This window comes from Bacillus sp. F9_6S_D1_P_5, from assembly GCF_054823925.1.
In genome coordinates, this window is record NZ_JBTREW010000044.1 from 1 (window position 1) to 12990 (window position 12990).

Genomic DNA, 12990 nt, shown 5'->3' on the forward strand with positions numbered 1-12990 from the left:
TTTTTGGCCATGAAAAATCCCCTCCAAGTAATAGTGTAACATCCATGTGTATACATGGTCTTTTTCACACTGTCTACCTAAAGGGGATAATATCAAACAAGGGCTTTTTTCTTTATTTCTAATACATTATGATCGAGTCTTTCTATGAATTTTATATTGAAAATTAAGAAAATATTAAGAGTTTATATAGCGGAAAGTTAAGAAGTGTATGGGATATTAAGAATGTGCAAAAGATCAAGGTGAAATTGTTGTACATATATATTTTTTTGAGGTATTTTTACTGAACTAAATTGATGTTTTTATAAATTTAAAAGAAAGGAAACTACTTATGAAGAAGATAATAAAGTTAATAAAACTTATTGGTGCCATCACTACACTATTATTAATCGTAGCACTAATATTTCCTACATGGACCTCGCAAATAAAAGGGAAAAACAGTATAAGTACATTAGAGCAAGTAGAGATTAATGGAAGTGGTCATGAAATTATGATACGCGGTAAAGATAAGAACAATCCGGTTATTATTTTCGTACATGGTGGACCAGGTACTTCAGAAATACCATATGCTCAAAAATACCAAAACTTATTGGAAGAGAAATTCACAGTTGTTAATTACGATCAAAGAGCGAGCGGGAAATCGTATCATTTCTTTGAAGACTATTCGAATCTTACATCAGATCTTCTTGTAGAAGATTTATTAGCTATGACAGATTATGTTTCAAAACGTTTAGGTAAAGAAAAAGTAATATTGGTTGGTCATTCTTACGGTACATATATCGGAATGCAAGCTGCCAATAAAGCCCCTGAAAAATATGAAGCATATGTTGGCATTGGGCAAATGAGTGATACAGGAGAAAGTGAAATGGATAGTTTAAACTATGTGATTGAACAGGCAAAAAAAGCTCGGAATACAGATGAGGTTTCCTATTTAAATGGGTTGACTGAAAAAATTAAAAATGGTGATACATACACTCCGAGAAATTATGTTGCGAAATATGGTGGAACATCAAGACTCATTGAAAATCCAGATGGTGATAACATTGGGATATTACTCAGTAATGAATATAACTTGTTAGACGTAATTCGTTACAACGTTGGATTATCACATTCTCAAACTGTCTTATTAGAAAAGGATTTAAAGAATCCATTACCTGCTAAGGTGACTAAAATGAAGCTACCTCTTTATTTGCTTATGGGGAAATATGACTATAACACTTCATTGCATGCAGCCAAAACATATTTTGATACGATTGAAGCAGATCAAAAAGAATTTATTACTTTTGAAAAATCTGCGCATTATCCGCAATTTGAAGAGAAGGAAAAGTTTTATGAGTGGATGTGCGATACATTTGTAAAATAAATAAAATGTATCCGTATTTTAGAGAATTAACATAGTTAGCGAGACGTATCAAGATTTTTGATGCATAGTATTAACTGTAGCGAAGTTATATAAAAAGACTTTTGTATAAAAGACAAGAGTCTTTTTGTAATGTTCTCTATATAGAAGGGGAAGTTTGGATAATGGTCGAAAAATATAATATAACTTCCGAGAAATGACTGGAATAATAAAATTTTGTCGAGGGAAAGGTGGTGAAAACGCCGATTCTATTAGAAGTGCAAAAACGTAAGGCTGTTGCTCCGCGCATAGCTTAGTGGGTGCGTCAACCATCCATGTGTACTCGACTTGTCGGGGCTTGTAGCATACGCCAGATTCATCTGAGTGGTGGCTTCTTCCATAAGGAAGAACTGCTCTTTTTCGAAAGGGTGGTGCAAGTGGGGAAACGATTGTTCGTTTCTAGTACCAACCAAAAACATACTTGGGGTGTTACCATAAGGTGGCATGAATGCTAGAGCGTCAAACTGTCTAGCGATAGACGAAAAGACCTAGCGTTCTAACTCAAGCCCCCACTGAAACGTTTCATCTCAGTGGGGGTAGTTGACAGTATGACAATTTTAGCGAGAAATCTAGTTAATAATAGTATGTAAGATGCGATTAAACTAGGAAATGTAAAAAAACCTAAGAGCAAGGATAAAGAAGTAAAGGAAGAGAAACGAGTACAAACTAATGTGAATGATTTTTATTTTTATAGAGAGATACAAAAATAAAAAAAGAAAGCTGAAGACAAATTGTTTTCAGCTTTCTTTTTCCGTTTGATTTAGTGGTGTCCAGCAAATAGAGTGAACATTGTTATTAGTAAAAAACCACTAGTTGCCCACATTAAAAATGTAAGGAAAGAGAGTTGTTTCTTTGCCTTCCAAAGCATTTCATGAATTGTAACATAGCCAAGTGAACCGATAGCGCTCCCCATAATGAGCCCTTGTAAATGTAGGGCCTTCCCTTCCATCAAAATGCCAAAAACAGTACCTGTACCGAGGATAAGGGAAAGTAATAAAGTTGTTAATAAAAAGGAAATATATTTATGCTTTGTAAAGAGAAAGGGGATAATTAAAGCTAATCCTTCAGGAATATGGTGAACAACGATTGCTATTAAAAAAGGAACTGCAGATTCAGCATGATTAATAAAAGCTGTACCTAAAGCAAACCCACTTGGCAAATTATGAATAAATATAGCAAAAGAAAGAAAAAGAAAAGTTTGCCACGCTTGTTGATCTTTTTTATGTATCATTGGATGATGACAATAGTTATCTAATAAGCTCATAACTAAAATACCGATAGCTATACCAAGTATAGGCCCAATTATTTCAAAGCTTGAAAATGTTTCAGGAATTATTTCAAGGGATAAAAGCCCAAGCAAAATTCCGCCGCATAATGCGTATAAACGATGCATTTTTTCTTCAATTAGCTGGCGTGTAGCAATGCCGACAGCACCGCCTAATAGTAATCCACCGAATGAAAAAAATGTAACTATCATAGGAATCCATAATCGTTCCATCGTATCACACTCCGATTCTTCCACTTATTTTTAGCTTACGAAAAGGATAGTTAGATTAGTCCAAGTAATTGTGTTTGATTATAGAGAAAAAACTAATAATTAGTTATAATTTGTATATTAAATTTAAGTGGAAATATGAAATGGGGAATACGTTTGCAAACAAAATGGAGTTTATCTGAATATGAAAATCCACAACGATATGATGTGGAAAATAAAAGTTTGTCAGATTTTCCGTTCTTACTATCATGGGCACAAAAACTAAGGATACAAAATGAATGGATTCTAGATATTGCTTGCGGAACAGGGAGAGTTACACTTCCCTTTATAGAAAACGGATATCAAATGATCGGTGTAGATATACATGAAGGAATGCTTGCTGAAGCGAAGAGAAAATCTACGGAGTGTGAAAAAGTAAAATGGTTACAACAAGACTGTTTACAATTGAAGATTGAAGAAACGATTCCGTTAGCTTTTATGGTTGGTCATGGATTTCAGCATTTTCTTACGAATACAGATCAAAATAAGTTATTAACATCTATTCATCATGTGTTAGCAGATAATGGTATATTCATATTCGATACACGTTTTCCTTCAAAAGAAGAATTAATACAACCATCTACAGAAGAATATTGGACAATTATTAGGGATGAAAAGGGAAGGAAATGTAATCTATATACTGAAATGACATACGATTCAATTCAGCAAATACAGCACTACATAACAACAAGAAGGTTTTATGAAGGTGATGTGCAAGTAGAAGAACTGAAAACAACGATTGATCTTCGCTATACGTATCCGCAGGAGTTAGAAAGAGTATTAGTAGCGAATGGTTTTGAACTATTACATATATATAATGATTGGGAAGGAAATGAGTTAGGAGAAGATTGCTATTCTATGGTAGTAGTTTGCCGGAAGAAAAAATAGTGTTATTTTATGCTATGTGCTGGATGAAGGTTTACAGAAAATAATTGAAGAGAGTAGTAGTAAATGGAGGGATTTGTAATGCAACAAATTAAAAAAATAGGAAACTCATTTTGGTATATGACACCAGTTTCTGAAACAGATAGACCGATTTTAGGAATGGTAGTTGGAAAAGAAAAAACTTTAATGATAGATGCAGGGAATTCAGAAGAACATGCAAAATTATTTTTAGAAATGTTAAAAGAACAAAATGTATCAAGTACGGATTTCGTAGCATTAACACATTGGCACTGGGATCATATTTTTGGATTACCTGTACTGCATAATGCGTTAACTATTGCGCATGATGAAACGAAAAAAGAAATGCAGTCACTAGTATCTTATGAATGGACAGATGAAGCGTTAGACGCACGTGTAAAAGAGGGTACTGAAATTGAATTTTGTGCGGAGTGCATCAAGAAAGAGTTTGAAGAAAAAGCGAGAAATATTAAAATTATTCCTCCGGTCTTAACGTTCCAGGATCAAATTGAATTAGACCTTGGTGAAGTTACATGTGTATTAAAACATGTCGGCGGAGATCATGCACATGATTCTGTTGTTATTTACGTGAAAGAAGAAAGGATATTATTTTTAGGAGACTGTATATATGCAGATATCTTTTCTTCAAAGTGGAACTATACGACGAAACGAACGTTTAAATTAATAGATGAATTAGAGAAATTTGATGCGGAGACATATATTCTTTCCCATGGTACAGCTATAAGTCGGAATGAGTTTTTACAAGAAATGCATTTACTAAAAACAGTAGGAACTTATACAGAAATTCATAAAGGCGATGAAGAGAGTATAAAGGCAGCGTATAAACGAGACGTAAATAGAGAATTAAATGAAGATGAATTAGAAACAATAACGTTTTTTGTAAATGGTTATGAAATGAATGATCAGTAAGACACTACATGAATCAAATATAATTAAACTGCACAAAAAGAGTATTGAAATTTAATTCAATACTCTTTTCAATAGTTAAATATGTAGTTTCAACCAAATGCTAATTAGGGGGTTATATCATTTGAAGTGATGCTATTCTATTTATTTTTCGTATAGATAAGTTTTCAAAATGAAGCTTTCTTCGCTAATTCAGTTATATAGTTGAAAAATCCGTTGTGGTTTACATCATAAACGACATTTACAGGTCGCCCACCATCAAACTCCACTGTACGCCCCTGGCTAGGTCCATATGTATGAACGATACTATTAATCGTTTGAGTTTTTGCAAGATTAGTGTTTCCGACAAATGCAGTAGTTAGTACATCCCACAAATAATAAGTAGAGTTCGTTGAGAAGTGAACGAGAGGAGGAACCATTGCATAGCATTGACCAAGGAAATCCACACCAATATATTTACGCTCTTTTGCCCACTGTTCACGTATGTCTATAGTTAATGGGACTTGGTTTGTACTTTCTAGTGTTACTAAGTTAATTTCAATGTTTGATTCCCATACACGAGCTACTGCTTCAGGATCCCAAAACGAATTCCACTCAGCTGTTCCGTCATGTTCTGGTTCATGTACATTGCCGGCAGTACGAAATGTCCCTCCCATCCAAATAAGGCGCTCAATTTTTCTCTCGATTACAGGTGCTTCATATAGTGCACGCGCTAAATCGGTAAGAGGACCTGTAAATAATAAAGTTGTTTTTTCTTCGGTTTGTAGTAGAGTTTCAATTAAATGATGATGGGCAGGTTTTACTGCTACGGGTGTTACAACTTTTCCAAACTCATTTAAAATCGGTAAAGCATCTACATAAAATGCATGCATCCGCCAGTCTTTTGGAAATGGATTTTTCGCACGGGAATTTGATGCAGCTACTTCAATATTTCCATTGCCGAAGCGATCAATAATTTTGCGACTTGCAGAAATTGCCGGTTCTAAATAGCAATCTGCAGGGATAACTGAAACACCTGTAAGCTCGACATTATCCATCTGTAGTAATAAAAATAGTGAAATTAAATCATCTACACCGCCATCATGATTGAAGTACACTTTTTTCATTATTGTAATCTCCATCCTATATGATTTAGTTAGGAATTAAATATGAATTGTGCAAAAATCATCAATGATTTCCATGACTTCAATTTTTCCATTGATTAGTAACTCAGGAAGTTCATTACTGACGTTTCCTTTCCAATACTCTCTAGCTTGTTCAATTTTTTGAGAGAATGGGATACCGTCTTCTTTCGGTAAAAGGCTTCCGTCACCTTCAAAACAATGTCCAATCACTTGTAATTTAACAATCTGCAAAACTTCTCGATTGTAAGAATCAAATAATGCTTTCCATTTTAAAGCATCTTCATAGCTCCTTGCAGCATATAAACAAGACAATCTTGACGGATAATCAGGATATTCTTGTAGCCTAACCATTTCCACAATCGTTTCTCTAACGGCTCTAATTGTTTGATCCATATAATCCATAACTACTATAGCATTTTCATTCTTTATGTGTAATTCTTCATTTGTATAATGTTCTTTTAAAATTTGGATAGAATCTTCACCGTCAGAATTTAAATGTCCTCTTTCAAAAAAGAAATGAAATAGCGTATTCTTTTGATTTTTATCGAAATGTATGATTTGTCCAATCTGCACTTTTTTCCTTGTAACGATGTGGTATGCGTAAAACTCTTGTTCGTACATAGTTATCCTCCTAGTAGTAATGTAATTCAATGTTAAATTTAGTAATTCAACATTGAAATATATAAAACCTTTATAAGTAAAAGTGAGAATTTGAGCAGAAAGGAAAGAGAAAATGATAACGCTTTAAATTTGTTCACAAAATGTTCACTTACGAAGAGGTTTCCATAATCGATATAATGACAAAGACTTAAACAGAAAGGATGATAGAAATTGCCAACAACAAGAAAGGAAAACCTCCAGTTTGGTATGATGATGTGCCTTGGGATGGTTATTGTAATGACGTTTTATAATTTACTACTGAACGGAGCTGGGGGACCAATTCATATTAAGGAGATTGCATTAGAACTAGTAATTGGATTCATTATTGCACTATTAATTGAAATATGTATCGTTGGACCTTGTGCGAAAAAAATTGTCTTCGCGTTACCGTTTGATAAATCGAAAAAAGTAAATATTATTATTGCGATGGCGACAGCTATGGTAATTGGAATGGTATTCTTTATGTCTTTTTACGGAATGGCTATGATGTATTTACATGGTGGGATACAAGGAGACTCCTTTGTATCGATGTATTTCTCGATTTTTATTAAAAACTTCATTATGGCGTATCCATTACAATTAATTATTATGGGGCCGCTTGTGCGTTTCTTATTTGGAAAGTTTGTTTTGAAGAATAAATCTGTTAATGTAGCGTAAATAAATTCTTATCATTAAAATATAAAGATTATATAGTTTAAATTCGATCTATTGAATGATTGGGGCATGCTGATTTATAAGATATGTTTAATTAGGTGAAAAGTTTGTGAAAATAAAGGGGCATTAATAGTCAAAAGAAAAAATATAAGTAGGGCTATGTGCGGGAAATAGATTTTAAAGCGAAACAGTGATAGGTAGAAAGAGGGTTGCAATTGAAACCCTCTTTCTACACTTCTATAAGATTTTCTATATCGTTCAATATGATATATGTAAGAAGAAGTTTAGAGAAATCAAATGCTTATTGTGCATTGATAGGATTACTGCTTCGATTGAACCAACTCGAAAAAGGACTGTACCTTTATTGTATTTGAAAAATTGTCAAATACAATAAAATCTTCTTCATGGTTCATGGTTATTTTTTTGATAAAGGGGATCGCGGACATTTCTAACACAACCCCGTCTGTATGATTGAAATTTTGTATGTCGGTGTATAGAAATTCCCATTTCAGTCCTTTTCCAAACATGGCATCAGAGCAGAACAATAATTTTTTATTTGTAGCAGCTAAAATACCAGATCTGCTTATATAACCAAAATTTATTACGCAGTAGATTGTAGAAAGAATATCTTCCTCATTGTTTACGTATTCTTTTATAGTTCCTAGATTCGCCTTCATAAGTAGGTCTCCTTATTGTTGTAAGAAATTTTTATAGTTATTAAATCTATTTTATCATATATAATTATTAATGGATTTATACTTATAAAAGTAGAAAAAAATTCTCTAGAATAGGAATGTGTAGTGCTGACTTTTAGGTAAAGGATGAGAAGGTAACCCTTTTCAGTTTCCTGTACAATAAAAAACAAAGAATAGTGGTATATGTGTGTAATATAGCGTAAATATATTCTAGATAGAAGGTAAACGAAATTGAATATTATACTTTCAACTGTTTTAATGGAAGCGAGAGCTGAGTTAATCATTCCCCGATAGGTTGGGTTTGTAATGAAGTAGATGAGTGTGAGTAATGGTTTTAGAAAAGAAGGGTATAACCGGAAATTAAAATATGACTAAATATACGTAACTAATGAATTCAATGTCTTTTTCAGTTATTATGTTGTAAAAAATTTTATGATAAAATTTTTTACATAATTAAATAAAGGGGTAGTATTCTATGGGTTATTTCTCAAATGGTTTATTAGTTCTGTTTGTGCTTATCGTATGTAGTTGTATAGTTTTTGGTTGATAATATAATGAGAGTCTTATACAAAAGAAGTTATCTTAAGTGAGATAACTTCTTTTTATTTTATGTAGAGAAGGAATTCTATCTTTCTTATTGAAGTTTGATCTAGTTATTTTTAACTCGATCAAACTTTTTATAAAGGATAATTTTATGAAATATAAACAAGCCAGACAATAGGGAGTATTTACATGGAAAATAGTATACGCTACACAAGTGAACATCCTACAGATTTTAATAAATTATTAGCGTTGTATGAATCGTTAGGATGGAATTCTCTTCAATTAACGGTTAACGAATTAGAACAAATGTGTAAACAAAGTTGGTATACAATTTATGCTTTTGATGAAATGAACCTAGTAGGGATGGGGCGTATTATATCGGATGGTGTAATTACGGGCGTTATTTGTGGTGTTTGTGTATTGCCAGAGTATCAGTCCATTGGTATTGGAAAAGAAATAGTAGAACGATTAATCCATCACTGTGAACAAAACAAGGTTATTCCCCAACTTATGTGTGTGGAAAAATTGCAATCTTATTATGAATCTATAGGGTTTGAGGCATTTTCTGTTGGAATGACAAAACATATTATAAGATAGTGGAGCTTTATATTTCCAGCTTACTCGTACGTATCTTCAAGCTTCAGTATAAAGGAGAGTTGCTGTATGGAGATTGCTAAAGGGATAGAAATGTTACAACTTGAGTTTCAAGAATTTATTATTCACCCAATTCTTTTATGGGATGATAAAATGGCAGTTTTAATAGATACTGGTTTTCCTGGACAATTTGAAGATATACAAAAAGAGATGGAGAGAGTTGGGGTACCTTTTGATAAGCTAAAAGTTGTGATTTTAACGCATCAGGATATAGATCATATAGGTAGCCTTCCGGAATTATTGAATAATGGTGTAAGCGATATTAAAGTTTATGCACACGAGCTAGATAAACCTTATATTGAAGGGGGATTTCCTTTGTTGAAGGATGGACAAGTAAAGAACCCACCAAAAGGAAAAGTGAGTGATCTTGTAATTGATGGACAGGAGCTTCCATATTGCGGTGGCATTCTTATTCTCCATACTCCAGGGCACACTCCGGGTCATATCAGTTTATATTTAAAACAAAGTAAAATTCTTATTGCAGGAGACTCAATGTATAGTGTGAATGGAATGTTAGGAGGAATTCACGCTCCAACAACTTTAAATGTTAAGGAAGCACAGAATTCTTTACAGAAGTATGCAAATCTAGAAATTGAATCCGTAGTTTGTTACCATGGAGGATTAAGTAAGGAGAATATACACGCACAAATCCAAAAAGTTATAGAAGATAATTAGTTTTTTATGTTAAACAATGTTGAAAAATATATGAATCACCATTGTATAAATCGAATTCTAAATACATTATAAAAAAGCATGTTTGAAGAAATACAAACATGCTTTTTTATTAAAGGAAACCCATGTAATATTAACGTCCTAATCCGTTCCAATAAAAAGAAACGATTTCTTGTGCTAATTCATCTATATTTGTAAGAATAGGATTGTGATTCTCATCTTTAAAATTCCCAATTGATAATAAAGATACGAATGCATGAGCAGCAAATTTAGCGTTTCCTTTTGGTATTTCTCCAATTTGCATTGCATTATCAAGTGCTTTTTCTAATACTTCATACATGCTATCTTCAGCGTCTTTTAATTCTTTCAATTGTTCTTCAGATAATGATAGTTTTGCATCTTTCATAAAATTCTTCATATCAATATCCATCGTTGCGTGTAAGTAGACTTTAGCGAAGTCCAATAATCTTTCTTTTAAAGTCTTATTTGTAGAAAGGATTTGAGACATATTCTCGCGTATACGTACCATCATTTGAATCATAGTAGCGGTAAATAAATCAGCTTTTGTTGAATAGTAATAGTAGACGGTTGCTTTCGTAACACCACAAACTTTTGCGACTTCATCCATGGAAACGACTTGATAATTTTGAGTAAGAAATAACCGAGTTGCCACTTCTAAAATAGTTTCTTTTGTAGATTTTGTATTTTTATTTTGACGAGGCCTTCCGAGGGGACGTTGTTTTTGTTCCAAATCCATTCGCTCCTGACATGTATTGTTGAGATAATTATAACACAAATTTTTATTCATTCTTGATTAATTAACCGACCAGTATATATAATTAATATTAGAGGAAAAAAGGAAGGTGGGTTTTTATGAAAAAGCACCCGTTACATATGTTAGGGAGGCTTGTAGCAGGGAAGCATACGCAATGGATAACTTTATCGGTATGGATTCTTATTACATTACTACTCTCATTTACGTTGCCACAAGTAAACAGTACGAAGGAACCGAATCCGAAAAATTTACCTGAAACAGCTATGTCACAGCAAGCAGAAGCACTTATGAAAAAAGAGTTTCCGAATAATGCAGGAAATCCTTTATTAGTAGTATGGTATAGAGATGGTGGATTACAGTCACAGGATTATAAACTCATACAAGACGTTTATAAAGAGTTAAAGGCTAGTCCTTTAAAAGAACAATCAACATTACCGCCATTTGATACAATCCCGGAACAAGTATTATCAAAAAGTGCATCAAAAGATGGTACATCATTTGTTACACCAGTATTCTTTAATAAGTCAGCTGGAACAGATATATTAAAAGGAAATCTTGAAGATTTAAGAAAGATAGTGAATAGTAAGGTCGATGAAGATCCATTCAAACAAAAAATAAGTGATTCTGGTTTACATGTTCGATTATCTGGACCTGTAGGTATTCAAACGGATGCAGTTAGTTTATTTAGTCAAGCAGATGTGAAATTGTTAGTTGCTACTGTATTACTTGTATTGGTTTTATTAATCTTATTGTACCGCTCACCAATATTAGCGATTTTACCTTTACTTGTTGTTGGCTTTGCATACGGTATTATTAGTCCTACACTTGGATTTTTAGCTGATCACGGATGGATTAAAGTCGATGCCCAAGCGATATCAATCATGACAGTGTTATTGTTTGGTGCTGGAACGGACTATTGCTTATTTTTAATTTCAAGATATCGGGAGTACTTGTTAGAAGAAGAAAGCAAATATAAGGCGCTGCAACTTGCAATTAAAGCTTCTGGCGGGGCAATAATAATGAGTGCGTTAACAGTTGTACTTGGATTAGGAACATTATTACTTGCTCATTATGGTGCCTTCCATCGATTTGCAGTACCATTTAGTGTTGCTGTATTTATTATGGGAATCGCTGCTTTAACAATTTTACCAGCGTTATTATTAATTTTCGGTAGAGCTGCATTCTTCCCGTTTGTACCGAGAACAACTTCGATGAATGAGGAATTAGCAAGAAGGAAAAAGAAAGTAGTAAAAGTTAAAAAATCAAAAGGTGCTTTTAGTAAAAAACTTGGTGATGTTGTAGTACGTAGACCGTGGACAATCATTATGCTTACTGTATTTGTATTAGGTGGATTGGCATCATTTGTACCACGTATTCAATACACATATGACCTATTAGAATCGTTTCCTAAAGATATGCCTTCACGTGAAGGGTTTACGTTAATTAGTGATCATTTTTCAGCTGGTGAACTAGCGCCAGTAAAAGTTGTTGTTGATACGAAAGGAAAAGAGCTTCCTATTAAAGAAGAACTAGAGGGATTTTCTTTTGTAAATACAGTAAAAGACCCAAAAGAGGGTAAAGAAAATAAGCAAATACAAATGTATGAGGTTTCTTTAGCTGAAAATCCATACTCAATTGAAGCGTTAGATCAAATCCCTAAATTGAAAAGTAGTGTAGAAAAAGTATTAAAAGATGCTGGGATTAGTAATGCAGAAGATCAACTATGGATTGGCGGAGAAACAGCGTCATTATATGATACAAAGCAAATTACGGAACGTGATGAAGCAGTTATCATTCCAGTAATGATTAGTATTATAGCTTTATTATTACTTGTTTACTTACGATCAATTGTCGCGATGATTTATTTAATTGTAACTGTTGTATTATCGTTCTTCTCGGCACTAGGAGCAGGGTGGCTATTACTTCGTTATGGTATGGGAGCGCCGGCCATTCAAGGTGCGATACCGTTGTATGCATTCGTATTTTTAGTTGCTTTAGGTGAAGATTATAATATCTTTATGGTTTCAGAAATATGGAAAAACAGAAAGACACAAAATCACTTGGATGCTATAAAAAATGGCGTTATACAAACAGGTAGTGTCATTACATCCGCAGGTTTAATTTTAGCAGGAACTTTTGCAGTATTAGGTACGTTACCAATTCAAGTTTTAGTTCAATTCGGTATTGTAACAGCAATTGGTGTATTACTAGATACCTTTATTGTTAGACCATTACTTGTACCGGCAATCACAGTAGTTTTAGGCCGCTTTGCTTTTTGGCCAGGGAAACTTTCGAGAAAGAGTGAAGAGATACAAAAAGTGGATGCATAGTTGAAAAAGCCAAGGATATTTTCCTTGGCTTTTTTCAGAGTGTTGGGAAACCCTGAAGGGGTTCCCAACACTCCGGAATCTTTTTTGATTTTAGTGAAAGAAAACAATATAAAATCATAGAAT

12 protein-coding genes and 1 pseudogene are annotated in these 12990 nt (G+C 33.3%); 8 read left to right on the top strand and 5 right to left on the bottom strand.

The annotated features are described in order from the left end of the window. The first annotated feature begins 328 nt into the window (after window positions 1-328). A complete protein-coding gene (locus ACUXEY_RS27715) occupies window positions 329-1360 on the top strand; it encodes an alpha/beta hydrolase (protein WP_461302040.1) in 1032 nt (343 codons plus the stop codon). A 581-nt stretch (window positions 1361-1941) separates the two neighbouring features. Beyond that, a pseudogene (locus tag ACUXEY_RS27720) lies at window positions 1942-2106 on the top strand (peptide ABC transporter permease); the annotation flags it as partial. A 50-nt stretch (window positions 2107-2156) separates the two neighbouring features. Here ACUXEY_RS27720 and ACUXEY_RS27725 read toward each other — a convergent pair. Further along, on the bottom strand, window positions 2157-2894 hold the full coding sequence (locus ACUXEY_RS27725; protein WP_429601385.1) for a ZIP family metal transporter: 738 nt from the start codon (window positions 2892-2894) through the stop codon (window positions 2157-2159). A 135-nt stretch (window positions 2895-3029) separates the two neighbouring features. Here ACUXEY_RS27725 and ACUXEY_RS27730 point away from each other — a divergent pair, with 135 nt between their 5' ends. Both ACUXEY_RS27730 and ACUXEY_RS27735 read left to right on the top strand, forming a co-directional pair. Next, window positions 3030-3818, top strand: a complete 789-nt coding sequence (locus tag ACUXEY_RS27730) for a class I SAM-dependent methyltransferase (protein WP_461302041.1) — start codon at window positions 3030-3032, stop codon at window positions 3816-3818. A gap of 78 nt (window positions 3819-3896) precedes the next feature. Beyond that, window positions 3897-4763 carry an MBL fold metallo-hydrolase gene (locus ACUXEY_RS27735; RefSeq protein ID WP_461302042.1) on the top strand — a complete coding sequence of 289 codons (867 nt, stop codon included), beginning with the start codon at window positions 3897-3899 and terminating at the stop codon, window positions 4761-4763. Between the two features lie 164 nt (window positions 4764-4927). On the opposite strand, the gene ACUXEY_RS27740 is transcribed toward ACUXEY_RS27735, so the two are convergent. Both ACUXEY_RS27740 and ACUXEY_RS27745 read right to left on the bottom strand, forming a co-directional pair. After that, window positions 4928-5881 carry a nucleoside hydrolase gene (locus ACUXEY_RS27740; RefSeq protein WP_461302043.1) on the bottom strand — a complete coding sequence of 318 codons (954 nt, stop codon included), beginning with the start codon at window positions 5879-5881 and terminating at the stop codon, window positions 4928-4930. A 21-nt stretch (window positions 5882-5902) separates the two neighbouring features. Then, window positions 5903-6505, bottom strand: coding sequence for a DUF2441 domain-containing protein (locus tag ACUXEY_RS27745; protein ID WP_429601381.1), 603 nt, complete (start codon window positions 6503-6505; stop codon window positions 5903-5905). Window positions 6506-6715: 210 nt separating this feature from the next. On the opposite strand from ACUXEY_RS27745, the gene ACUXEY_RS27750 reads away from it, so the two are divergent. Next, window positions 6716-7201: a DUF2798 domain-containing protein gene (locus tag ACUXEY_RS27750; RefSeq protein ID WP_461302044.1), complete on the top strand. Its 486-nt coding sequence runs from the start codon at window positions 6716-6718 to the stop codon at window positions 7199-7201. 317 nt (window positions 7202-7518) lie between these two features. Here the strand turns inward: ACUXEY_RS27750 and ACUXEY_RS27755 are convergent, their stop codons facing one another. After that, the gene (locus ACUXEY_RS27755) at window positions 7519-7875 is read right to left on the bottom strand and encodes a PH domain-containing protein (protein ID WP_429601380.1); all 357 of its coding nucleotides are present in this window, start codon (window positions 7873-7875) and stop codon (window positions 7519-7521) included. Between the two features lie 750 nt (window positions 7876-8625). Between ACUXEY_RS27755 and ACUXEY_RS27760 the strand changes: the two genes are divergently transcribed. Beyond that, the gene (locus ACUXEY_RS27760; protein WP_429601379.1) at window positions 8626-9033 is read left to right on the top strand and encodes a GNAT family N-acetyltransferase; all 408 of its coding nucleotides are present in this window, start codon (window positions 8626-8628) and stop codon (window positions 9031-9033) included. A 66-nt stretch (window positions 9034-9099) separates the two neighbouring features. Then, on the top strand, window positions 9100-9765 hold the full coding sequence (locus tag ACUXEY_RS27765; protein ID WP_429601378.1) for an MBL fold metallo-hydrolase: 666 nt from the start codon (window positions 9100-9102) through the stop codon (window positions 9763-9765). A 130-nt stretch (window positions 9766-9895) separates the two neighbouring features. On the opposite strand, the gene ACUXEY_RS27770 is transcribed toward ACUXEY_RS27765, so the two are convergent. Continuing rightward, a complete protein-coding gene (locus tag ACUXEY_RS27770; RefSeq protein ID WP_461302045.1) occupies window positions 9896-10519 on the bottom strand; it encodes a TetR/AcrR family transcriptional regulator in 624 nt (207 codons plus the stop codon). A gap of 116 nt (window positions 10520-10635) precedes the next feature. Here ACUXEY_RS27770 and ACUXEY_RS27775 point away from each other — a divergent pair, with 116 nt between their 5' ends. After that, on the top strand, window positions 10636-12867 hold the full coding sequence (locus ACUXEY_RS27775; RefSeq protein ID WP_461302046.1) for an MMPL family transporter: 2232 nt from the start codon (window positions 10636-10638) through the stop codon (window positions 12865-12867). Window positions 12868-12990: the final 123 nt, after the last annotated feature.